Here is a 22,123-nt window from a genome sequence, read left to right as displayed (position 1 = left end):
AGGGCGATGTCGGTTTGCGGGGGGTCGTGCGGTGGTCAGTCCACGAGGGCGACCTCGCCGTCGCGGAAGACGCGGTAGAGCACCCCTTCGCGGTCGTAGCGCTCCACGACGCGCTCGATCTGCTCGCTCTCGGGAATCGGCGAGCGGTAGTGCGGAACGAAGGCGTAGTCCAGGAGGCCGAGGCCTTCCCAGAGCACCGGCCGGTCGTAAACGGTGACGGCGTCGGCGGGGTCGTCCACGAGTTCGAGGCCGCGCAGGCTGGGCGACAGGACGCAGGCCCCTGCACTCCAGCCGGCGTACACGAGGGCGTCGCGGCACAACAGGTCGGACAGGATCTTGTCGGCGCCGCTGAGGGCCATCGCCAGCCGCAGGACGAACGGATTGCCGCCGTGGACCCAGACGACGCCGACATCGGAGAGCCGCTCGGCGAGCGTGCCCGCGTCACCGAAGTGCTCCCGCAGGTCAACCTCGGCCGCCAGGTAGCCGCGGTCGCGCAGCATCGCGATCTCCCGGCCGGTGGCCTGCTGCCTCTGCGGGGCGGGGAGGGCGTCCAGCGCGTTGCCGATGACGGCCGTGTTCCGCGCGTCTTTGGCCAGATCGTCCAGCAGTTCGGGGGTGTCCCCCAGCTTCCAGGAGGAAAGGAACAAGCGCATGGTCCTGCTCTCGTGACAAGAGATGCGGGCAAGGGACTTCGGGCCGCTGTGCTCTGCCGCGGCAAGCAGCGGATCAGTCGGAAACGGTGAGTACGATCTTTCCGGCCGTGCGGCCCCTCTCGCCGAACTCGTGTGCCGTGGCGGCCTGTTCGAGCGGCAGGACCGTGTCGACGCGCACCCGCAGCCGCTGGGACGCGGCAAGGGAGGCGATCTCCTTCAGCCCCGCCTGGTCGGCTTCGGTGATCATGAAGGTGGAGCGCAGTCCGAGCGCTCGGGCCCGGTCCTCCAGGTGCGCCTCGGCGGGGGACGCGAGCGACACGACCATGCCGCCCGGCCGCAGGGTCTTGAGGGAGCGAGGGCCGTAGTCGCCGCCGATGGTGTCGAGCACGACGTCGATGTTCCGGGCGACGGTGGTGAAGTCGGTGCGGGTGTAGTCGATGACCTCGTCGGCGCCCAGCCCTCGTACGAAGTCGTGGTTGGCGCTGCGAGCGGTGCCGACGACATGGGCTCCACGCGCCTTGGCGATCTGTACGGCCAGATGCCCGACCCCGCCGGCCGCGGCGTGGATCAGCACCCGTTGCCCGGGGCGGAGCCCGGCGGTGTCGACCAGGGCCTGCCACGCGGTGAGCGCGGCCAGGGGGAGGGCCGCAGCCTCCACGTGGGAGAGTCCCGGCGGCTTGGCGGCCAAGTGCCGCGCGGGAGAGACCACGTACTCGGCGTAGGTACCGGCAGGGGCCGGCTGGCGCGGCATGCCGAACACCTCGTCGCCGGGTGCGAACAGGGTGACACCCGGCCCGGTGGCTTCGATGACACCCGAGACGTCCCAGCCCAGGCGGATCGGTGTGTCGCCCGCCAGTCCTCCGGTGGCCCGGTGCCACCAGTCGGTCGGGTTCACCCCCGCCGCACGTACCCGGACGAGCACTTCGGCGGGGCCGGGCACCGGACGCGGTACCTCAACGACCTTCAGCACGTCCGGTCCGCCGAAGGAGTCCTGCCCGATGGCGCGCATAGTGAGGTTCCTTTGTGTCCGGGAGGCCGTCCGTGGTGGTCCGGCCGTGCGGGTGGAATGAGCGGAGGTCTCGCGTCCAGACGGCACGGGCCCGGCCGCAAAGGCGACCCGGGAGCCTCGGGCGAGGGGTGCAAGTGCCGTGCGAGGGCGGCCCGTTCAGACTCCTACGGGTGCGATGTGCCAACAAGCTGGCATAGTGCAACGGTCGTTAAGGTGGGTTTAACGTCCGGAGGACTGGGTGCTGGAGCGGCTTGAGCTGGAGGCCTTCCTGACGCTGGCCGAGGAACTGCACTTCGGCCGCACGGCCGAACGCCTGCATGTGAGCACCGCGCGGGTCAGTCAGACCATCAAGAAGCTGGAACGTCACATCGGCACGCCGCTCTTCGAACGCAACAGCCGTCATGTCCGTCTCACCGAGGCCGGCCGGCTGCTGCGCGAGGACGTGCGCCCTGCCTACGACCAGATCGAGGCCGGGGTGGAGAGGGCGATCAACGCCGCGCGAGGCGTTGATCGCCTGCTGCGGGTCGGGTTTCTCGGCGCGGCGGCCGGACAGCTCATGGCCCAGGCCGCCCGGCTGTTCGACCGGGGCAACCCCGGCTGGAGGGTCCGGCTCAGGGAAATGCAGATCGTCGACGGCCTTCGGCGGCTGCGGGCCGGCGACGTCGATCTTCTGGTCGTGAGCCTGCCGCACCACGAACCCGACATGGTCACCGGGCCGGTCCTGTTCTCCGAGCCCCGGGTGCTGGGGGTGCCGTCCGGCCATCCGCTCGCCCGGCGCGACAGCGTTTCGCTGGAAGACCTGGCCGCGGTCAGGATGCTTCAGGTGGCCGGGGCGTTCCCCGACTACTGGCGCGCGGACCGCACACCACGCCTGACGCCTGCGGGCCGACCCGTCGAATGCGGCCCCGAGTTCGAGACGCTGCAGGAGGCTCTGGCGCTGATCGACGCCGGCGAGGGTGCCTTCGTCATGGGCGCCCAGGTGACACGGTTCTACGCGCGCCCCGGCGTCACCTATCTGCCGCTGAGTGACGCGGCGCCCCTGGAATGGGCACCCACGTGGCTCGTGACCAACACCGCACCCCAGATCCTCGCCTTCAACCAGGCCGCCCGGAGCGTCGCCGTCCGGCTTCCTCCTCCTGCCCCTGTCGGGGAGTGAGACCGGCCGGTGCGCCGACTCTGAAGGGTCCTGCCGCATTCGGGCCGCGAGACAGGGCATGCTGCCTTGAGGCGTGGGCCTTCCGCGAGGGGGCACCGTAGTCGGCGGCCTGGCCACAAGACGGAAACGGCGACTTAACGACGACTGCCGGCCAGAAATAGAGAACTCTGGCCGACAGTCGCATTCTCCGCCCGGATCGCTACAGAATTTCGATCGACTTCACCTTCGGCGGACGGTTCGGGTACGTGATTTCGGTCCAGCGGTTGATGCGGACCGAGTCGCCGTTCACGTCGTAGTAGATGAGGTCGTTGTTTCCGGTGGAGATCTTGTCCACCCACCACCCGCCGAAGTCGGTCCGGCCCCGGTTGGCGTAGCAGTCCACGCTGTCCCGGCCGCCGCTGTGCGACCAGATCTTCAGGAAGTTCTCGCCGCCACGGCACTCCACCTTGTCGATGGCGAACGCGTTGCTCGTGGGCATGGCCAGGGTGAGGGTCGCGGCTGCCGCGATCGCGAAGGCGGAGGAGCGCACCAAGCGCTTTGCTCGGGAAACCATGAAAACTCCGTTCGTTACGGGAGATGAATGCTCGCGCAGTCGTCGATGAATCAACCGGTCCACGACCTGGCTCGGTCAATTCGATTTCAACGAACGTCGCTTGCACTTTCTTGATCCAGGCTCCTCTGTGTATGGGGCATGTAGCAACCCCGCTTTCGCTTACAGGCTGGAAATTGCTTGAGCGTGACTTGAATCGATCTTGTCCGAGCTGAATAGATGTTTTGCCGATTGGCTCAATAAGAGCGAACCTGCGGACCCTTTCGGGCATCGGGGAGAAACCTGCGAACTCCTGCCGGACCGGTCGCGTCCCGTACCTCACCGACCAGGACCACCGCTGCGACGCCGGTACCCGGCAGGCGGTGTTGACGGGTGGTCAGGGAAACGGCGGGGCACGCCAGGCGGAGGCGCCCGGATCTGCCGACACCACCTCGTCAGCGCGCATGCCGCGCTCCTCGGCCACCCCGGGGCACCGAGCGCGTTGACGTACCCGCGTGCGGAGGCACATCGGGGGAGGGCGGGCCCCAACGTCCGCGAGGAGCATGCGCCCTTGGTCCTGGATTGGCTGCTCGGGGACCGTGCGCGGTGCGCTGAGCGGAGTTCACGTGGTGTGCCATCCGGCCGCGATGGTGGGCCTCGGCAAGGACCTCACGGACGCCCCCGAGGAGGAGAGGTGCGGCGACGCCGCGGCCCGCAGTCGCTACGCACTCCTGCGGCTGCTGCTGCGGTTATGCCGGGAAGTCCTCCTCGAAGTAGCTGTCGTGCCGTACGCGGAACTGCTTGAGTTCCTCGCTGCCGCGCTGTGACATCTCGGCGACGCGTTCGAAGAACTGCTCGCGCGGGGCGCCCGGGGCGAAGAGCATGAGCATCGAGGTGGGCTCGTCGGTCACGTTCTTGAACGCGTGCAGGCCGCCTGGCGGTACGTAGAGGAAGTCCCCGGTGCGGCCCGTCACCCACTTCTCGCCGTTGAAGAGCGCCAGCTCTCCGGACAGGACGTAGAAGGACTCCGACATGGCCTTGTGGAAGTGGGTCCTGGCACCCGCGGCCCGTGCTGCCAGGTCGACTTGGTACAGGCCGTACTCGCCGCCGGTCGAGCCGTGGGTGGCCAGGTAGCGGTAGGTGTCACCGCGGGGCGAGGTGAGGTCCGGCGGGGTGTCCGCGCTGCGGAAGGAGGCGCTCACCTCGCCGGCTTCGCCCTGGTAGCGGGGCTCGGGGTAGTGGAGGTGCTGGGGGTGTGACATCACGGGCTCCTGTCGTTCAGCCTTGAGAAGTTCAACGTTGAGATAAAATCACCCCAACTCGTTCAACGTCAAGTATTTCAACGTTGAGATATGCGAGGTGGGTGCCCGGCGCGAAGGGCGGCGCACCGTCGGCAGCCCCCGTCCGGGATCTGCGTCGGGCACACCAACGCCGAGCCGGGGCATCGGAGCCGCTCCGGCGGTGCACCGGCCGCCTCGAAACGTATATTCCGGGCCACATGGCGATCTCCTACCTGGCCTGCGACCGAACCGCCCAACGGCCCGATCTGCCGCCTGCCGGGCGAGCGCCGAATCCGCACTAGCCCGCGATTCCGTCCCGTGGGTGACCATCGGCCGAATCGCCACCTGCCGAGCGCGGGCGTAGATGTGCCCGGGAGCTGAACTCGGGTGTTCCGCCGAGGATTTCCGCCCTCGGACGCTGCGGGTCGTAGGGAACCCAGCCGGTGCTCCCGGTGCGGGCGAACGCGACCCAGGCGCCGTGTACCCGGGCCGCCAGGCCGGCGGGGGCGGAGGCGGCGCCGAGCAAGCCGGTGTCCCCGTGCAGCCAGGGTTCGTCGGCGAGGTCGAACACAAAGGGCAGTTCGACGGCATGGGCGGCCCCGAGCCGCCCGTCCAGGGCCGTCGAACGGTACCCGAACGAGTAGAGGTACGTACGGCCGCCCGAGACCCGCGCGTGGGCACGCGCCATACGCGTCGTACCGGCCTCGAACAGGACCTGCCCGAGCAGTGCCGAGCGCAACTCGCCCGGTGTTGCGTGGGGCAGCGCCGCGCGGTGTGCGGCGAGAACCGTCTGCGGGTCCGTGTGAGCCCGGGCGGCGAAGGCGCGCACCTCCGCCTGCGTGGTGGACTCCAGGACGCCCTGCGGTACGAGATAGAGGTGCCCCTCTTGGGAGTTGGTGCCGATGAGCAGGTCGATTTCTGCGGCCGGGCCGTCAGCGAGGGCGTCGGCGGGCTGGACCGGCAGGACCAGGCTGAACGGGCTGAGTCCGGCCAGTGGGTCGCCGGCGGTACTGGTGCGCAGGTCGAGTCCGGCCAGTGCGGGCAGCACCGCCAGGAAGCGGCTGTCGGGGATCGCAGCGAACGCCTCGGCGGTCGGCTCGACGCCCAGGGCGGCGGCCGCTGCGGCACCGGCCCGTTGCGCCTGCTCCGGAGTGAACGCACCCATCCCGTTGCCGCTCTGGATGATCGCCCGCCGGAACAGGCCCTTGGCCTCCGGTGTCGCGAGCAGCGCACCGATGAGGGTGGCGCCCGCGGACTGGCCGAAGACCGTGACGTTTCCGGGGTCGCCCCCGAAGGCCGCGACGGTGTCGCGTACCCAACCGAGTGCGGCGAGCAGGTCGAGCAGCCCGCGGTTCGATGGAGCCCCCTTCAGGTCGAGGAACCCGGGGATGCCGAGCCGGTAGTTCACCGTCACCAGGACCACGCCGTCGCGGGCGAACGCGCTGCCGTCGTAGAGCGCCGCGCGGTTCGAGCCGGTGACGAAGCCCCCGCCGTGCACGAAGACCATGACGGGTCGCCTGCCGCCGTCGGCCGCAGGCGTGTGCACGTCGACGGACAGGTACTCCCCGCCGGGCACCCAGCCCGGACCGAAGTAGGGGGTCATGTCGAGGCGGCCGAAGTCGCGGGTCGGCTGGGGAGCGGTGGGCGAGGGCCGCGTGCCGTCCCGCACACCGGACCAGCCCGGGTGCGGTGCGGGCGCCTCGAAGCGGCCGGCGCCGGTCGGCGCCGCCGCGTAAGGGAGGCCGCGGTAGCGCTCGCCCGTTCGGCCGCGGAGGCCGCGTACGGCACCTGATGGGGTTTCGACGAGCGGATCTGCCTGTCGGGGCACGGACGTTTCCTCTTCAGAAGGGGGGAGCGGGGAGAAGGGGAGGGGGAGGGGGGAGGAGGTGTCAGGAGAGGCGGGAGAAGCCCGCCCACCCCTTGATCGCGAACTTCGATCCGTTGCGCACGATCTCCGCGGCACCGTGTCCGCCGAAGTGCGCCGGAAAGACAAGTGCGTTGTTCTCGCAGGCGCTGCCCAGCAGTCTGTGCCGGGTGGCGCGGGACTGCGCCGGGTCCTCGCAGAAGCAGGAGTTGGTGTCCGGCTCCGCGATCTGCAGCGCGGTGTGTACCAGATCCCCGACGAACAGGCCCTGATCAGTGCCGGATTCCAAGGTCAGCACGGACGAGCCGGGGGTGTGCCCGGGAGCAAGATCGAGGCGCAGGTTCCTGTCGATCCGGTACGACCCTTCCCACAGATGCGTCAGCCCCGCTTGGTGGACGGGGGCGACGCTGTCCTCGAAGACGTTCTGGTTCCCGCGGCCGAGCACGCTCGTGTACCCGCCCGCCGGGTCCCAGAAGTCGAAGTCCCGCCGGGCCATCAGATACGTCGCGTTCGGGAAGGTCGGCACCCAGGACCGGCCGTCGAGGCGGGTGTTCCAGCCCACGTGATCGATGTGCAGGTGGGTGTTGACCACGATGTCCACGTCCTCGGGCCGCACGCCGGCGGCGGCGAGATTGTCGAGGTAGTCCGTGTCCATGCGGCTCCACACCGGCGCGTAGGGGCGGTCCTTGTGATTGCCCACGCCGGTGTCGACAAGGATCGTGCGCCCCTCGCTGCGCAGCAGCCAGGACTGGATCGCCGTACGGCACTCGTCCGTCCGCGGGTTCCAGAAGTCGGGCGCCAGCCAGTCACGGTGCTCGGCCCACGAACCGTCGGGGCTGTCCGGGAAGAACGCGCCGGGGGACATCCGGGCCGAGCCGTAGAACTCTCTGACGCGGGTGACGGTGACATCGCCCAGGGCGATCTGCTCAGGTTTCCGATCCATGCGGTCCGTCCTCGGGCAGGGTGTACGTGCGGACGGAAACGAGCTTGGACGCGTGTACGGACACGAGCCACTCCCGCCCTGTCCCACCCCTCGCAGGGTGTGGCTGAGGGCGGGCCCGGCACCGAATACTGGGGCGATGAACGCACCCGGCCCACTCGGCACCTTCCTCCAAGCCCGACGGGCGAGGCTGCGACCCCAGGACGTGGGTCTGCGCGACCTCGGGCCCCGCAGACGGGTGGCCGGCCTGCGGCGCGAGGAACTGGCACAGTTGGCGGGCGTCAGCGTCTCGTACTACGCACGGCTGGAGCAGGGCCAGTCACGCGGGGCCTCGGCCGAGGTGCTCGACGCGATCGCCCGCGCTCTCCTGCTCGACCACCACGAACGCGAACACCTCGACCGGCTCGCCGAGGCCGGCCGCCACGCACCCAGGCCACGCCGCCCACAGCCGGAGACCCTCGCCGACGAAACCCGCGACCTCCTGCGCGCCGTCGACGGTGTCCCGGCGATGGTGCTCGGCCGCCGTACGGACGTGCTGGCCTGGAACACCCTCGGCCACGCCCTGCTGGCCAGTCACCTGGACCTCCTCGACCCGAACGACCCGTCACGGCGTCCGAACATGAGCCGGATGCTGTTCCTCGACCCGCACTGTCAGGAGTTGTACGCGGACTGGAAGCGCAAGGCCCGCGCGGTGGTCGGCAACCTGCGCATCGCCGTCGGCAGACACCCGGAGGACCCGCTGCTCGCCGCGCTGATCGGCGAACTGACGATGAAGAGCCCCGAGTTCGTCGCCCTGTGGGCGGACCATCGCGTGACGCCGTGCGACGCCGCGTCCTACGAGCTCCACCACCCCGTGGTCGGCACAGTGACGGTGACTCAGCAGACCCTGTCGATCGCCCGCGCGCCGGAACAGGCGCTCGTCGTATGCACCACCTCCGCCGACTCCGCTTCCGAAGAGGCCCTCGTACTCCTCCGGCACGCGAGCCGCAGCAGGCACCGCATGCGGACGGCCCCAACTGAGGACAAGGACACGGCGGTGAGACAGAACGCTTCGGCCACGCCATGACAAGGACACGGGTGCGGCCCGGCCGGCCCGTGGTCCAGCCCGAACCGGTCCGGCAGCGCCGCGAGGAAGTCGTCCAGGCCGGTCCGGCAGGGACGGATGTGGGTCTTCCGCAGGGTGTCGGGACGAGTGATGATCCATCCGGCGACCGTGCTCATGGCAGGGGGCCCTCGCTGTCATGCTTGGCGGGCGTAGGACGCGAGGCGATCGACGAACTCGCTGACGAGGTCGCGCAGTTCAGCGGGACGCTCGATGACGAACGGCCGGTCGAGTGAGGCGAGTACCGGAGGCAACCAGTCGAGTCGCTCCGCCCGCAGCTCAACGCGTAGCCAGCGCTCGGTTGCCCGGTCCTCGGTTGCCCGGTCCTCGCCCGCCGCGGGCTCGTGCTCCTCCAGGCTCGCGACGCTGGCGGGAAGGTGCGCGCGGATCAGCTCGACCGTCCCGTGGACCCGCAGGGTCACCTCATGCCGGTACGCGGCCGTGGCGAAGCCCGACAACACGCGCTGTGCCGGACCGGGACCCGTTGGCGCTTCTGGCGCTTCGAACGAGCCGGGCAGGGTCCGCGCGTCTGCGATGCGATCGAGCCGGAAGGTTCGGTCCTCGCCGATCCGGGCGTCCTTGCCCGTGACGTACCACCGGCCCGCATGGGCGACGATCCCGTACGCGTGCAGCGTGCGTTCGCTGCGCCGGCCGTCGCGGTCGGTGTAGCGGATCGAGACCGGCCGCCGGTGGCGCACCGCATCGGCGATGGCGAGCAGGACCCCGGCATCCGCGGCCTCCGCGACGTCCGGGGTGTCGAACTTTCCGTGCTGATCCGTGAAGGAGAGGGATTCCAGGAGTGTGTCGAGTCGGCGGGCGATGTGCCGGGGCAGCACTCTCCGGATCTTCGCCGATGCCGTCTCGTGCGCCGTGTGCTGCGTCGTGGTCAGCCCCGCCCGGCGGCCGGCCATCAGGCCGAGCAGTACGGCCAGCGCCTCGTCGTCGCTGAGCATGAGCGGAGGCAAGCGGGACCCGGGGGCGAGCCGGTACCCGCCGTAGCGGCCGCGCACCGACACCACCGGAACGTCCAGTTCGATCAGCTGCTCCACGTACCGCCGCACGGTGCGCCCTTCGACACCGAGTCGGTCGGCCAGTTCGGCCACCGTCCGGGTGCCGCCCGACTGCAGGAGCTCCAGGAGTGTCAGCACGCGGGCAGTGGGTCGAGGCATGGTCACAACCTAACGCGAATACAGGACCGATTCTGTCCACTATTTCTCCTAGCCTGCGCAGTGCACCCCTCCAGCACAGCCAAGGAGATCCCCATGGACTTCGTTTCGATTCGCATCATCACCGGCGACGTGGCGCGCCTCGTCGGTTTCTACGAGCGAGCCACAGGAATGCGGGCGACGTGGGCCACCGAGGACTTCGCCGAACTCAAGACTGCGGGCGCCACCCTCGCGATCGCCGGCACCCGTACCGTCCCGCTGTTCGCCCCGGGCTCTGCCCGCCCGGCGGACAACCACAGCGTGATCACCGAGTTCCTCGTCGACGACGTGGACCGCGTTCACCAGAACCTGACCGGCTTCGTCACCGATTTCGTCACCGAGCCCACGACGATGCCCTGGGGCAACCGGTCGCTGCTGTTCCGTGACCCCGACGGCAACCTCGTCAACTTCTTCACCCCCGTCACCTCAACGGCCGTCGACAAGTTCGCACGCTGACGCCACGCGCAGCCGCTCACGCGGGAGTCCTGAGGCCCCAGGGCTCCCGGTGAACGCGGCCGCCGAGTCCGGGAGCGCCAGCAGCACGGGCCGGCCCGCCTCGCTGCCGATCTCCAGCGCGGCGGCACGGCGTTACGCTCGCGCCCGCGACCGAGTCGGCGACCTGGCCCAGCCGGCTGCGGGAAGGTCTAGCGGATCGGCTCTGGCCGGCCGCCCGAACCACTCGCGGACATCCCGCAGCAGCTCACCTTCGAGTGGTCAGCGGGGTCGCGTTCGTGGGAACAGGGGCGAGTGCGGTTCGCAGGACCCTCACGTCGCCCCGGAACTCGCCGGCGGCGATGCCCTCCTCGACGCTGATCGCTCCGGTGGCCAGAGCGACGACCACGTCGGGAGCGGCAGTGAACACGGAGGCCGGATCCCGATCGGGAACGTATGCGCTTGGACCGTCCTCGTCGATCCTCAGGGCCAACAGGAAGCCGCCGGTCTCGATGCCGAGCTCGACGGGAGGAGAGGCGGTCGCGCCTCGGAGGAGGGCAGGCAGCGCGAGGGTCAGCCAGCGCGGCTGGAAGGCGTCGTCTCCCCGGCCGGTCGCCAGCAGCGGCGCACCCCATCGGCCCAGTGCCTCCATCGGCTCCCGCAGGCCCGCTCCCCATGACGTGAGGGCGTAGACGACTGCCGCGCCCTCAAGGCGACGATCGACGATCCCGTTCGCCTCCATGGCCTTCAGCCGCTCGGACAGGAGGTTCGTCGCGATGCCTGTGAGTGAGGTCTTCAGCTCCGTATAGCGCATCGGACCCGGTAGCAGCTCGCGCACGATGAGCAGCGTCCACCGGTCGCCTATGACGTCCAGGGAACGCGCGAGGGCGCAGAACTGCCCGTACGAGCGTGAACCCCGGACCTTCTGGTTTACTTTTTCCACCATGCTTGATGATATCAAGCGAACGGTGAGAGCTCCGGACAGAGGAGATTCCGTGGAACTGAGCATCAGCTGGCCGGCGGTCGTGGCCGCGATCGCGGTCGGAATGGCGATCGCCTGGGTCTGGTACAGCGACTGGGGGTTGGTCGGCGGCATCTGGCGGAAGCTGACCGGGGTGACCAAGGAGGACTCCGCGAAAGGCGGCAAGGGTCCGTTCGTGGTCCTGGTGGCGTCGATCGTCGTCACGGCGCTGGCACTTGCAGCCGCCAATTCCGTCGCTTCCGGCTTCTTCGGCACCGACTCCCTCTGGGCCGCCCTGACCGTTGCTCTCGTGGCATGGCTCGGCTTCTCACTGTCGACCCTGGTACAGCACAACAGCTTCGAGCAGAAGCCTGGCCGGCTCACTGCGATCAACAGCGCCTATCAACTCGTGCTGTTCCTGGGCATGGCAGTCCCGATCGGGTTGCTGCAGTAGCAGCCCACAGGGGGACACCCCGTGGATTGCGCCCAGCCAACTCACCACGCCGTCGGCCCGCGCCGGTGCGGGAGACCACGCTCTGTCCTGCGGCATGTGTCCGGCTGCGCAGGGCACGGGACCCGTGTTCCGGTTCCTTCCGCGGAGATCGGGCAGTTCTGCCGGGTCGGCACGCAGCGGGGGTGTTCGGGCTACGGTGGAGGGATGGCCAAGGAGATTCGCGTTCAGGTGGATGACGAGACGTACAACGAGCTCGTCCGCCTCGCGGCCGGTGACCAGGTCGAGCCGGGCCAGTACGCGGGCCGGCTGCTCACCGCCGACATCACGCGTGCCCGCTTCGACGACGCGTTCGCCACCTTCGCCCAGGAGCACGGTGCGGCGTTCGCCCGCCACTTCGGGACCACCCGCCGTGCTGACGGTGCCGCCGCCTGATGCCCTTCACCCTTTTTGTTGATGAGCGCTGGATTCTTGACCAGGCGGAGAGCCGTGTGCCCGGGGACCCCGACGTCACCGACTTCGGCTCGATCGCAGCAGCTGTCGCACGCCATCGTGCCGAGGTCATGGGCGTTCTCGTGTACGCGGAGCCACACCACCGTGCCGCCGCGCTCCTTCACCAGCTCGTACGGGTGCCGGCCTTGGAGCACTCCAATGAGTTCCTCGGGGTCGGGGTGGCGGTGGCGTACCTGACCGCGAGCGGCAAGGTGGTGAAGGTGTCGTCGGACGAAGCCGTTGACCTCGCGGTGAGCGTGGCGGTGGGAAGTGCGGATGTGCGGCAGGTGGCGGCGGCCCTCAAGTCCTGGGCGCAGTAGATCCGTCACCCGTGCGCGGATGGGCCACCGCGGTCGGTCGACTGCGACGGGATCAGCTCGTCGTGGCCGTGAACGAGTGGCGGTGACCCTCGACCATCACGCGCTGGGATCCACGTTCCACACCTCCGGCAGATCGCTGCCGCAGAAGACGCAGACGAAGTCGTCCTCGCGCACGATGTTGTGCTCCTGGCAGGCAGGACACCGGCGGAACACCATCTCGTGGGTGAAGCTGGAGGGTCGTTCGAGCCCTGCACCGTCCAGAGCACGAGCGACGCTCGGCCAGGAGTCGATGTCGGGGCAATACCCTGTGGACTGGTTGCTGACCTCGCCCACGGCCCACCGGTCCGCCTCGCGCACGAAACTGATCTCGCCGGCGCTCAAGACCATGGCTCCGCCGGCGCAGGCCACGTGCTCGCTCCGTCGGGGCGCCAACCGGAGCGCACCGTCCAGGCCGACCACGAAGGTGAACGGCTCGGCAAGTTCCGCCGCCGATCGCACAGCGATCCACTCGCCGAATTCAGCTGCCGAGCCGATCCGGCGCCCGCCGCTGCCAGGCCGGACCGCAGCCTTCAGCTCGACCGGTCCGACGTATCGGTAACTCCGCCCCCGCGCACTCACGTCAGCCAACCTAGAGCACTTCCTCCACAGGCCCTGGGCGGGTGCAGGTTCCTCGTGATCAGCAGCTTCGGGTCTTGCAGAGATGCCAGGGTGGCCGCTTTCCGTGGTCCCACTGCTGCACCGACCCTATTCCCGGTAGTTCATGAACCAATGGGTGTCGAAGTAGCGGGCCAGGGTGAACCGGTGGTGCGGGTCGACGAGGATGCGGCAGACGAACTCCGCGGCCTGGCAGTCGAAGGGAACGTTCTCGCCGTCGGAGGACCGAACCACGACGGGCCAACGGTCGTGGTCGTCGCCGTCGGTCCTCCAGCAGTACAGGTCCTCGTGTTCCGTGCCCGCCCAGATGAGCAGCCCATCCTCCGCGAAATCGGTCCACGGCTCCTGGATCAGGTTCAGGAAGCCGTCGAAGGCGCCCTCGCCGAAGGTCTCGACCATGCGCTTGTAGTCGCTCGGCAGTGCGGTTCCCAGGCGTGACTCCACCTCCGCCCAGTCCACGTCAGGCCGCTGGGCGGGCTGGGTCCAGCCGGTGATCTGTAGGAGCCGCTGCATCCAGTCGACGTCCTCGTCCGGGGTGACGTCGGGAGCGACCTCCAGGGGTTCGGGCACTTCCCTGCGAGCGATCACCAGCACCGGCCGCTCGGTTCCCTCCGCGTCCCGCGCCGTACCGGTGCCGACCCACTGATCCCCGAACGCCCACGCCCGTATCTTCACGGCCCGGCCCTCGAAGGGGACGAGGAGAGCCGCGCCTGTGGACTCATCGGCTGTCGGATCGACGAAGCCGTCGAGGACGAGGGTGCGCGGATTGCCGTACCTGCTGGCGAGCAGGTCCGTCAGCTCCTGTGGGTCCAAGTCGCTGGGCAGGTACAGAGAGGCGTCCCCTGGGCCGAGTTGGGCCAGCAGGTCATTGACGGTCGCTTGCGTGAGCTCCATGGCGGACAGTGAAGCTCACTGCACTGACAATCGGTTACTCCGTGCCCGCCCGGTTCAGTGCCACCGCACCATCCGGGATCGTGGCACCCGGAGGCCAGTGGCAGGCACGCCGCCGACCGGACGGATGCGCCGGCCTCGCCTTCGCGACCATCAACCCCGTCTCGGCGGACAACGACGTGGGTTCCGATGCGACGGTGACTCGCAGCGATGGCTGTCACCGAGCGTGGGATCTGAGCCGGCCTTCGAAGGCGATCTGGAAGGCGTTCAGCGGCGGGCGACGTGCGACGGTGCTGCTGGTGAGGGTGAAGTCCTGGCCCGCCCCTTCCCCGGGCGGGGGTGAGGAGGCGGAATAGCCGACGGGGGGCTGGTAGTTGGCTGATGTGATCATCACCGTCACTGGACCACTGGACCACTGGACCGACTTGGGAGCACTGGTGTCTCGTTCCTTCCTCTTCCTCCTCGCCAGCGCCCGCCCGGAGGGCAATTCCGAGTTGCTGGCACGGGCCGCGGCACAGCAGTTGGGGTCGGGCACGAAGCAGACGTGGCTGGACCTGACGAGGCTTCCCCTGGCCGACTACGTGGACGAGCGGCATGCGCCGGGCGGGGCCACCGACGGGGACGAGGTCGAGGCGGCGCTGCATCGGGCCACGCTCGACGCCTCGGACATCGTCATCGTCTCGCCCCTCTACTGGTATTCGATGTCCTCGTACGCCAAGCGCTACCTGGACTACTGGTCCAAGTGGCTGGCCACCCCGGACCCCGGCTTCAAGTCGAAGATGGCCGGAAGGACGCTGTGGGGCGTCACGGCCATGGCGCACCGGCAGGAGGAAGTCACGGAGCCGCTACGGCTGACCCTTCATCACACGGCGGCGTACATGGGCATGCGATTCGGCGGGGTGCTGCTCGGGAACGGTACCCGGCCGGGGCAGGTGCTCGCCGATGAGCGGGCAGCGGTACGGGCCAAAACGTTCTTCGCCGACGAGGCCCCGATTGCCCGTTTCCCTTACGAGGTGTAGCGCCCGGTCCTGGGTCACGTCTGCGCCCCTCGCAGTTCACACTGCAGGGTGGCACCACGTGCGCCGAGCACGGGGGCGCGGTGCCCGCATGCCGTGGAGTGCCACCTGTGCGGTGGTCTGACCTGCGCGGTTCTCCTGGAGCCACCGCTGTGCGGTCCGCAGCGCGGCCGAGCCGCGTACGCTGCCGTCTCTCGACCGCCCGGCGTGCAGAGCTTCCTGCACACGCCGCCCGGCCGACACCGAAAGTTTGACCCCATCCCCTGCACCTCACGAGAGGTCCCGCGACCGTGCAACACGGTTGCCACACAGGCGATATGACGACCCTTCATATATACAGCGGGCGCGTGCGGCGGTACCGGCGAGGCGGTCGGCCGTTCCCCGGGGAGTGAGCGGCGCGGTGTGGGGCACACGCAGCGCATCCCGTACTGCCCCCACCCACAGCGAACCGAGGTGTTCCCATGATGGTCGTCGGCATCGTCGCCGTATGCGTGGTCCTGCTGGTCCTGGCCTTTTTCCTGCCCCGACTCTCGCGCCACCCGGAGCGCGGCACGCAGCGGACCCTCGGCGCGGGCTCCCGAGCCGCGAGCAAGGCGCCCGGCCCGCTGGGGCGTTGGCTGAGCAAGCCGTTCGCCACCAGTTCCCGGGCGGTCGGCCGCAGCGGCGCGGCGGGCCGCAAGGGTCGAGGCCGGATGCCCTTCTGACCGTAAACCGGTCGGTACATCGGCGCGACGACACCGCGGGCCGCGAGGTGCGAGAACGCCCAGAGCCGGAACGTGACGGAGCCCGGGAGCATGTCCAGCTCCCGGGCTCCTCCTTGCCACCCACCGGTACGTCCTCGTCGTACACCTCGACCTGTGCCAGGTGTCTCTCCGTGGCTCGGCCTCCACGTGGTTGCGCGGGACCTTCTTCGTACGGGTCGTCCGCACCCGCCGAAGGGGCCAGTCTCCACGCCTGGCAGGCTTCCGGCGCCGACAGCTTGCGCATGAAGGTATGCAGGTCGGAGAGCTGCTTCTCCAGGAACAGCAGACACGGGACGGACACCTGCGGCAGCAGCACCGAATCGAGAGATCCGCCACGCGGTCCGGTCCGCACTGGCGGGACCGGTCCTGCGAGCCTCATCGGCCAGGAAGCGGTAGCCGAACTCTGGGCCCTCACGGTGGGCGAGGTACCCAGGGGCAGGGAAGGCACCACCGTTGATGCAGCACTGCAAGTGCTACTCCAGTACGGTGAGTTCGTCCCCGGCTCCAAGACCCGCTTGGCGGACTGCCGCTTCGCAAAACTTCCGAGGCGGACAGTACTGGTGCTCCAGGATGTAATGGAGCACCAGCGTGGGAGCCGCGTAGACAACCCCTTCTGCGCCCTCGACGTGTACCTCGGCAGATCCGAGGAACACCTCGTTCGTACCGCTGTCACCCCCGAGGACAGATGGTGCGAGTGCCCGGCAGAACTCGCACTGGTGATAGCCGCGCATCTGATTCTCGGGACGAGCACAAAGGACTTTGAGCGCGTTCACGACGACGTCGGCCACGAGCCCCTTGGGGTACCGGTGCCGACCGGAGAGCCATCCCACGTTGACCATGTGGCGTTCGGACGGCTCGTAGGTGTAGGGCGAAAGGTCTGGGAAGTAGGCCATGGTGCCTTCCTGCTGATCTTTTCGAAGGCTTGGTGGCGTCGGCGACACCGGCGAGGTTGTCGAGTTCACGTTTCTTGAGCGAGGACCACAGCAGTTCCACGGGGTTCAGATCGGGAGCGTAGACGGGCAATCGTTCCAGGGCGAGCCAGTCCTGTTCCGCGACCTGGGCCAGCATTGTCCGGCTCCAGTGGGCCGCCAGGCCGTCCCAGACCATAGACCACGCGCTCGCCGCGGTAGAACACCTTCATCTGCTGCAGGACCTCGATGAGGGCGGCGGTGTCGTGGCTGCCCGGCTTGAGGTGAAAGCACAGGCACGCCCCGGCGGCCGGGGTCGGTGGCGTGGTGACCCAGGGTCCCGGCCATCGATGCACGCTCTCGGCACACACTCCCACCGCCCCTGCGAACTCCGCAGGGCCTGCTGGGAAAGTGGTGGCCCCGTCGAGGAACGTTTGACTCCGCCGTGCTGGTCGTCACTGTGTCCTCGTAGGCTCTCGGTGACCTGATCGAAGGGACTGACGTGGAAGACCCGACGGGTGTCGCAGCGCTGGCCAGGATTCTTCCTCCGGATTTCGGCGCCGACGAGGAGATCGACTGGGCGGCTGCGGAGGCGCTCTGGGGCACACGGCTCCCGCGGGACTACATGGCCTTCATGTCCGTGTGGGGCGGCGGCACCATCGCTGAGGCCTCTGGGGAGGTCGCCATCCTCATGCCCTTGCCGAAGGAGTACATCCAATGGGATCCCGGGACCTTCGAGGAGGAAACGGAGAACGTTCGCTACACATGGGAGATGCTGGGCGGTCAGGAAGGCCTTGCCATCAACCCGGACGCCCTACTCGCCTGGGGCGTTACCTCCGGCGCGGACATCCTGTGCTGGCTGACCACTGACCCCGACCCTGACAGGTGGCCGGTCCTGGTCTGCGGTCGCCACACCCGCGAAGACTTCACCCTGTTCGCCTGCGGCATGGTCGAATTCCTCCGCAAGCTGCTCCTGGACGAGTTCGACCCCTATCCGCTCAGTATCGATCTCCGCGACGCCTCGCCGCGCTACGTGCACTGGCTCACGCAGCAGCGTCGCTGGAAGGCGGGCCGGGACCCGTACTCCGGTGAGGCACGGCCCGCCAACCAGTGAGGGGGGGGCGCGGCCCCGCTGATCACGGCCACGCGATGTGCAGCCGTCTCCTCGTCACCCGGCCCCTGCCCCCCCCCGTGTCGCCGACCCGTCTGTCAGCTCAGGTTCGGGTCCTTGCGGACCGCTGCCAACAATTTGTCCACATCCGTGAAGTCCAACGGCACGATCGGGAGCTTGGCGAGCTGGCTCAGCCTCATGTCCGCGATCATCCGGTACCGGGAGCTCCCCTCCTGCGGGTACGCGTCGCCCATGGTTTCCCGTACGCGCTCCAGCAGACGGTCGACCGCCGCGCCGCCGACCGGGTGGGCGCGCCACTCCGCGATGGTGGAGTCGGCGTTCGGCGCCTCCTTGCGAGGGTCTCCCTCGACGGTGAGCGTCGTGGTGAGGCGGATGTCCCGGCTGGAGGCGCCGACCTCGACGCGGTAGTCCGTTCCTTCGACCAGCCAGGCGTCGTCGACGATGTCGAAGTACGCGAGGTCCTCGCGGGCGACGCGCAGGGTGATGTCCCGCGCCTCACCCGGCTCCAGGAGGATGGTGCTGAATGCCTTCAACTCGCGTACGGGGCGCAGTACTTCGGATTCGAGGGCGCCCATGTACACCTGTACCACCTCGTGCCCCGCGCGGCTGCCGGTGTTGGTGACCCGGACGGTGATGTCGCATCCGGTGGCGTCCTGGGTCGCCCGCAGGTCAGTGTGCGCGAAGGTGGTGTACGAGAGGCCGTGCCCGAAGGGGAAGGAGACGTCCATGTCGCGGGCGTCGTAGTGGCGGTAGCCGACGAACAGTCCCTCTCCGTAGCGGGCGTGTCCCCGCTCTCCCTTCCATTCGAGGTGGGCGGGGGTGTCGGCGATGCGCAGCGGGACGGTTTCGGTGAGGCGGCCCGACGGGTTGGCGTGGCCGAAGAGCAGGTCCGCGGTGGCGGAGCCGCCCGCCTGGCCGAGGAGCCAACCCTCCAGGACGGCGGGGACGTCGTCGATCCAGCCGGAGAGGCGGACGACACCGCCGTTGGCGAGGATCACGGCCACGTTCGGGTTGACGGCGGTGACCGCCCTGAGCAACTCGGTCTGCTCGGACGGGAGATCGATGTGGTCGCGGTCGTAGCCCTCCGACTCGAAGCTGGGCGGGAGGCCCAGGAACAGCAGCACCACATCCGCCGCGCGCGCGGTGTGCACCGCCTCCGTCCGGAGGGCTGCGATGTCGGCGTCCGGGTCGTCGACCGGGAAGCCGGGGGCGAAGTCGACCGTCGCCGCCGGTGCGGTGGCGGCGATAGCGGTCAGGGCGTCGTCGAGGCGGGTCGGGGTGACGCGGGAACTGCCGGCACCCTGGTAGCGGGGGGTGCGGGCGAACTCGCCGAGTACCGCGATGCGCAGTCCGGCGGCAGGGTCGAGCGGGAGCAGGGGGCCGTCGTTCTTGAGGAGTACGGCCCCGCGCGCGGCGGCCTCGCGGGCGAGGTCGTGGTGCGCGTCCCGGTCGTAGTCGGCGGGTTCCTGGGGCTGCCCGGTGGCCTTGTGGGCGAGTGCGGCGATGCGGGTGGCGCTGGTGTCCAGGGCCTGCTCGTCGAGTTCACCCGACGCGATCGCCGTGAGCAGCCGGGCGGGGCCCAGGCCGGAGGAGGTGGGCATCTCCAGGTCGAGTCCGGCGGCGAGCGCGCGGGCCCGGTCGAGGACGGCGCCCCAGTCCGAGACGACGACTCCCTCGTATCCCCATGTGTCGCGCAGCAGTTCCGTGAGGAGCCAGTGGTTTTCGGAGGAGTGCACGCCGTTGATGCGGTTGTACGCGCACATCACGGTCCAGGGTTTCGCCTCGGTGACCACCCGGCGGAAGGCCGGGAGGTAGATCTCGTGGAGGGTGCGGGTGTCGATGTCGGCGCTGACCGACATCCGGCCGCTCTCCTGGTTGTTGGCGGCGAAGTGCTTGAGGGAGGTGCCGACGCCCTGCGACTGGACGCCGTTCACCCAGGCGGTGCCGAGGACGCCGCTGAGGAAGGGGTCCTCGGAGTAGTACTCGAAGTTGCGTCCGCACAGCGGGCTGCGCTTGATGTTGATGCCGGGGCCGAGGAGGACGTGCACGCCGTGGGTGCGGGACTCCCGCCCCAGCGCACGCCCGACGCGTGTGGCGAGATCCGTGTCCCAGGTGCTGGCCAGTGTGACAGCGGGCGGGAAGCAGGTGGCAGGGGCGCTGTCGTTGATGCCGAGGTGGTCGGCCCGCTCGTCGTTCTGCAGGCGCAGCCCGTGCGGGCCGTCGGCGAGACGGAACGCGGGGACGTCCGCGTGAGGGTGGGCGGCGGTGGTCCACCAGCTCGCTCCGGTGGCCAGCGCGGCCTTCTCGTCGAGGGTGAGCCGGGCGACCGCTGCTGAGGCGGTGCTGGGAACGGTCCGGAGCGGGTCGGTCATGGGGAGGACTCCATGTTCTGGATGCGGGTGGAGAGGTGCGCGTACGGGAGGCGGGCGCGGCCCTGCGCAGGAGGCGTGTGCCGGAACAGCAGAGGGCTCGGGACGGGCCAGTCCGAGAGCGGGCGGCGGACCTGGTGGGCGGCAGCATTGCGGTGAAGTGGTGGTGCAGGCGGCGGCTGCGGGCCCTCCCGGGGGTCCTTGCACGGGCGGGACCTTCTTCGGCCGTCCGCCTCGTCCGCCTGCCGCGGAACCTCCGGCTGCAGCGAAACAGTACGACGTACGGTTTTGTGGGGCAAGGGGTGAGTGCCGACCGGCGGGAAAGAGGTGGGGGAGGGGGTGAGTGCCGACCGGCAGGAAAGAGGTGGGGCAGGAGGTGGGTGCCGACCGGCAGGAAAGGGGCCGCCCGGGTCCGGTCCACTCCGCGGCGGCTGTCTCCCGGTGTCTAGGGTGGTCCGGTGAAAGCCAAGAGTTCGTACGCCAAGGGCATCGCCAAGAGACAGGAGATCCTCCAGGTCGCCCTGGAGGTCTTCGGCCGGGAGGGTGCACGGAACACGACACTGCGTGCGGTTGCCCAGGAGAGCGGCATCAGCCTCACCGGCCTGATGCACTACTTCGATTCCAAGGACCACCTCCTCACCGAGGTCCTGCGCGCGAGCGACCGCGCGGCCGAGACCCGGTACCGGGCCCCGGACGCGGTGCGTGACCCCGGCGAGTTCCTGGCCGTGGCACTGTCGGCGAACACCACCGACACGGCCCGCGCCCGGCTGTACATCACCCTGCTCGCCGCCTCGACGGACCCCGCCCACCCGGCGCACGCCTACTTCCGGGAACGGTTCACCCTGCTGCGTGCCACCATCGCCGAGCACCTCGCGGCCGAGGAGGCCGCGGGCCGGATCGCCCCCGGGCTCGACCCGGACTTCACGGCTTCGGCGATCGTCGCGGCGTCCGACGGCGTCATGATCCAGTGGCTGAGCGATCCCGCGATCGACATGGCCGACCAGGTGCGCCGGGTGTGGCGCGCCCTCACCGCTCCCCGGGCCGCCGGGTGACCGTCCGGAACCCGCAGTTGCCGCTGCTGGAGCCGGGGGTGTTGGCCGAGCGGGCAGCCACCCGGTAGCGGTGGCAGTAGGAGCGGTGGCAGAGGTACGAGCCGCCGCGCATCACCCGCCGGTCCCCGCTCTCCGGCCCCCGGGGGTCCACGGCGGGTGAACGGGCGTAGTAGCCGGGCGCGAACCGGTCGGCGCACCACTCCCACACGTTCCCGGCCACCTCGTACAGGCCGAAGCTGTTGGGCGGGTAGCTGCGGACGGGCGCGGTCGCCAGGTGGCCGTCGGCGCCCGTGTTCTCGTACGGGAAGCGACCCTGCCAGATGTTGCACGGCCACCGGCCGCCGGGGGTCAGTTCGTCGCCCCAGGCGAATCGGCGGCCTTCGAGGCCGCCCCGGGCCGCGTACTCCCACTCGGCCTCGGTCGGCAGCCTGCGGCCCGCCCACGCGCAGTAGGCGACGGCGTCGTCCCACGCGACGTGCACGACGGGGTGGTCGGGTTCGGCACGGGACAGGGGGCCGTGCGGGTGCCGCCAGTCGGCACCCCGCACCTCCAGCCACCACGGGACGGCCGGGTCGGACCGTACGACGTCGGTGCGGGCGGCGGCGACCGCCAGGTGGAAGACGGCCGAGCTGCCCTCCCGCTCGGCCACGGTGACGTACCCGCTCTCCTCGGCGAAAGCCCGGAACATCGCCACGGTGACGGTGGTGGCGTCGATGCCGAACGGTGCGACGCGCACCGTGTGCACAGGACGTTCACCGTCTGCCGGATAGCCCTCGTCGAAGGCGTCCCCCATCGCGAACTCGCCGCCCTCCAGGGGGACTTCCGCGTGCACGGGTGGGACGGCGGCCCGCTCGGGGAGCGGTCCGGCGGTACCGGCCCGGGGGACTGATGAGCAGCAATCCATTGACGCCTCCATGACCCGAGTATATGAATACTCACATAGGTGAGAACACACATAGGGAGT

Annotated in this window: 24 protein-coding genes and 2 pseudogenes; 10 read left to right on the top strand and 16 right to left on the bottom strand. The window is 69.6% G+C overall.

Going from position 1 to position 22,123, the window contains the following annotated elements:
* Positions 1-35: 35 nt before the first annotated feature.
* Both ACIO3O_RS00595 and ACIO3O_RS00590 read right to left on the bottom strand, forming a co-directional pair.
* Positions 36-653, bottom strand: a complete 618-nt coding sequence (locus ACIO3O_RS00595) for a Type 1 glutamine amidotransferase-like domain-containing protein (RefSeq protein WP_401740158.1) — start codon at positions 651-653, stop codon at positions 36-38.
* 73 nt (positions 654-726) lie between these two features.
* Complete coding sequence (locus tag ACIO3O_RS00590) at positions 727-1,662, bottom strand: NADP-dependent oxidoreductase (RefSeq protein WP_401740156.1); 936 nt, start codon at positions 1,660-1,662, stop codon at positions 727-729.
* A gap of 238 nt (positions 1,663-1,900) precedes the next feature.
* On the opposite strand from ACIO3O_RS00590, the gene ACIO3O_RS00585 reads away from it, so the two are divergent.
* Positions 1,901-2,818, top strand: a complete 918-nt coding sequence (locus ACIO3O_RS00585; protein WP_401740154.1) for a LysR family transcriptional regulator — start codon at positions 1,901-1,903, stop codon at positions 2,816-2,818.
* A gap of 199 nt (positions 2,819-3,017) precedes the next feature.
* Here ACIO3O_RS00585 and ACIO3O_RS00580 read toward each other — a convergent pair whose 3' ends face one another.
* From ACIO3O_RS00580 to ACIO3O_RS00565, 4 genes are all read right to left on the bottom strand, one after another.
* The gene (locus ACIO3O_RS00580) at positions 3,018-3,371 is read right to left on the bottom strand and encodes a beta/gamma crystallin domain-containing protein (protein WP_401740152.1); all 354 of its coding nucleotides are present in this window, start codon (positions 3,369-3,371) and stop codon (positions 3,018-3,020) included.
* 725 nt (positions 3,372-4,096) lie between these two features.
* Positions 4,097-4,609 (bottom strand): cupin domain-containing protein, encoded by a 513-nt coding sequence (locus tag ACIO3O_RS00575; protein ID WP_401740150.1) that lies wholly within the window; start codon positions 4,607-4,609, stop codon positions 4,097-4,099.
* Between the two features lie 316 nt (positions 4,610-4,925).
* Complete coding sequence (locus ACIO3O_RS00570) at positions 4,926-6,455, bottom strand: carboxylesterase/lipase family protein (protein WP_401740148.1); 1,530 nt, start codon at positions 6,453-6,455, stop codon at positions 4,926-4,928.
* A gap of 61 nt (positions 6,456-6,516) precedes the next feature.
* Entirely contained in the window at positions 6,517-7,434 is a 918-nt protein-coding gene (locus ACIO3O_RS00565) for an MBL fold metallo-hydrolase (RefSeq protein WP_401740146.1), read from the bottom strand.
* Positions 7,435-7,570: 136 nt separating this feature from the next.
* Here ACIO3O_RS00565 and ACIO3O_RS00560 point away from each other — a divergent pair, with 136 nt between their 5' ends.
* Entirely contained in the window at positions 7,571-8,497 is a 927-nt protein-coding gene (locus ACIO3O_RS00560; RefSeq protein WP_401740144.1) for a helix-turn-helix domain-containing protein, read from the top strand.
* Positions 8,498-8,670: 173 nt separating this feature from the next.
* Here the strand turns inward: ACIO3O_RS00560 and ACIO3O_RS00555 are convergent, their stop codons facing one another.
* On the bottom strand, positions 8,671-9,702 hold the full coding sequence (locus ACIO3O_RS00555) for a helix-turn-helix transcriptional regulator (RefSeq protein ID WP_401740142.1): 1,032 nt from the start codon (positions 9,700-9,702) through the stop codon (positions 8,671-8,673).
* Between the two features lie 93 nt (positions 9,703-9,795).
* Here ACIO3O_RS00555 and ACIO3O_RS00550 point away from each other — a divergent pair, with 93 nt between their 5' ends.
* Positions 9,796-10,194 carry a VOC family protein gene (locus ACIO3O_RS00550; protein WP_401740140.1) on the top strand — a complete coding sequence of 133 codons (399 nt, stop codon included), beginning with the start codon at positions 9,796-9,798 and terminating at the stop codon, positions 10,192-10,194.
* A gap of 244 nt (positions 10,195-10,438) precedes the next feature.
* On the opposite strand, the gene ACIO3O_RS00545 is transcribed toward ACIO3O_RS00550, so the two are convergent.
* Positions 10,439-11,116: a winged helix-turn-helix transcriptional regulator gene (locus tag ACIO3O_RS00545; RefSeq protein WP_401740138.1), complete on the bottom strand. Its 678-nt coding sequence runs from the start codon at positions 11,114-11,116 to the stop codon at positions 10,439-10,441.
* 49 nt (positions 11,117-11,165) lie between these two features.
* Here ACIO3O_RS00545 and ACIO3O_RS00540 point away from each other — a divergent pair, with 49 nt between their 5' ends.
* The 3 genes from ACIO3O_RS00540 (at position 11,166) to ACIO3O_RS00530 (ending at position 12,394) form a co-directional block, all read left to right on the top strand.
* Positions 11,166-11,585 carry a DUF1761 domain-containing protein gene (locus tag ACIO3O_RS00540; RefSeq protein WP_401740136.1) on the top strand — a complete coding sequence of 140 codons (420 nt, stop codon included), beginning with the start codon at positions 11,166-11,168 and terminating at the stop codon, positions 11,583-11,585.
* Positions 11,586-11,789: 204 nt separating this feature from the next.
* Positions 11,790-12,017: a hypothetical protein gene (locus ACIO3O_RS00535; RefSeq protein WP_401740134.1), complete on the top strand. Its 228-nt coding sequence runs from the start codon at positions 11,790-11,792 to the stop codon at positions 12,015-12,017.
* On the top strand, positions 12,017-12,394 hold the full coding sequence (locus ACIO3O_RS00530) for a fic family toxin-antitoxin system, toxin component (protein ID WP_401740132.1): 378 nt from the start codon (positions 12,017-12,019) through the stop codon (positions 12,392-12,394). Before ACIO3O_RS00535 ends, ACIO3O_RS00530 begins: the two co-directional genes overlap by 1 nt.
* Positions 12,395-12,490: 96 nt before the next feature.
* Here the strand turns inward: ACIO3O_RS00530 and ACIO3O_RS00525 are convergent, their stop codons facing one another.
* From ACIO3O_RS00525 to ACIO3O_RS00515, 3 genes are all read right to left on the bottom strand, one after another.
* On the bottom strand, positions 12,491-13,012 hold the full coding sequence (locus ACIO3O_RS00525) for a hypothetical protein (RefSeq protein ID WP_401741810.1): 522 nt from the start codon (positions 13,010-13,012) through the stop codon (positions 12,491-12,493).
* 126 nt (positions 13,013-13,138) lie between these two features.
* Entirely contained in the window at positions 13,139-13,942 is an 804-nt protein-coding gene (locus ACIO3O_RS00520; protein WP_401740130.1) for a hypothetical protein, read from the bottom strand.
* Between the two features lie 214 nt (positions 13,943-14,156).
* The gene (locus ACIO3O_RS00515) at positions 14,157-14,330 is read right to left on the bottom strand and encodes a hypothetical protein (RefSeq protein WP_401740129.1); all 174 of its coding nucleotides are present in this window, start codon (positions 14,328-14,330) and stop codon (positions 14,157-14,159) included.
* A 46-nt stretch (positions 14,331-14,376) separates the two neighbouring features.
* Between ACIO3O_RS00515 and ACIO3O_RS00510 the strand changes: the two genes are divergently transcribed.
* Positions 14,377-14,958, top strand: coding sequence for a flavodoxin family protein (locus ACIO3O_RS00510; protein WP_401740127.1), 582 nt, complete (start codon positions 14,377-14,379; stop codon positions 14,956-14,958).
* Between the two features lie 458 nt (positions 14,959-15,416).
* Complete coding sequence (locus ACIO3O_RS00505; RefSeq protein WP_401740125.1) at positions 15,417-15,659, top strand: DUF6411 family protein; 243 nt, start codon at positions 15,417-15,419, stop codon at positions 15,657-15,659.
* Between the two features lie 118 nt (positions 15,660-15,777).
* Here ACIO3O_RS00505 and ACIO3O_RS00500 read toward each other — a convergent pair.
* The 3 genes and pseudogenes from ACIO3O_RS00500 to ACIO3O_RS00490 all read right to left on the bottom strand — a co-directional run.
* A pseudogene (locus ACIO3O_RS00500) lies at positions 15,778-16,014 on the bottom strand (hypothetical protein); the annotation flags it as partial.
* 157 nt (positions 16,015-16,171) lie between these two features.
* Entirely contained in the window at positions 16,172-16,591 is a 420-nt protein-coding gene (locus tag ACIO3O_RS00495) for a hypothetical protein (protein WP_401741911.1), read from the bottom strand.
* Between the two features lie 118 nt (positions 16,592-16,709).
* Positions 16,710-16,766 (bottom strand): annotated as a pseudogene (locus ACIO3O_RS00490) (hypothetical protein); the annotation flags it as partial.
* Positions 16,767-17,108: 342 nt separating this feature from the next.
* Here ACIO3O_RS00490 and ACIO3O_RS00485 point away from each other — a divergent pair.
* The gene (locus ACIO3O_RS00485) at positions 17,109-17,720 is read left to right on the top strand and encodes an SMI1/KNR4 family protein (protein WP_401740123.1); all 612 of its coding nucleotides are present in this window, start codon (positions 17,109-17,111) and stop codon (positions 17,718-17,720) included.
* A gap of 95 nt (positions 17,721-17,815) precedes the next feature.
* On the opposite strand, the gene ACIO3O_RS00480 is transcribed toward ACIO3O_RS00485, so the two are convergent.
* A complete protein-coding gene (locus ACIO3O_RS00480; RefSeq protein WP_401740121.1) occupies positions 17,816-20,110 on the bottom strand; it encodes a glycoside hydrolase family 3 C-terminal domain-containing protein in 2,295 nt (764 codons plus the stop codon).
* Between the two features lie 455 nt (positions 20,111-20,565).
* On the opposite strand from ACIO3O_RS00480, the gene ACIO3O_RS00475 reads away from it, so the two are divergent.
* Positions 20,566-21,159 carry a TetR/AcrR family transcriptional regulator gene (locus ACIO3O_RS00475; RefSeq protein WP_401740119.1) on the top strand — a complete coding sequence of 198 codons (594 nt, stop codon included), beginning with the start codon at positions 20,566-20,568 and terminating at the stop codon, positions 21,157-21,159.
* On the opposite strand, the gene ACIO3O_RS00470 is transcribed toward ACIO3O_RS00475, so the two are convergent.
* Positions 21,134-22,063 (bottom strand): formylglycine-generating enzyme family protein, encoded by a 930-nt coding sequence (locus tag ACIO3O_RS00470; RefSeq protein WP_401741807.1) that lies wholly within the window; start codon positions 22,061-22,063, stop codon positions 21,134-21,136. The two genes, ACIO3O_RS00475 and ACIO3O_RS00470, sit on opposite strands and share 26 nt — an antisense overlap.
* Positions 22,064-22,123: the final 60 nt, after the last annotated feature.

The sequence above is a fragment of the Streptomyces sp. NPDC087440 genome, assembly GCF_044744005.1.
GTDB lineage: Bacteria > Actinomycetota > Actinomycetes > Streptomycetales > Streptomycetaceae > Streptomyces.
The sequence above is the reverse complement of the archived record's forward strand: the minus strand, read 5'-3'. Positions and strand labels throughout refer to the sequence as shown.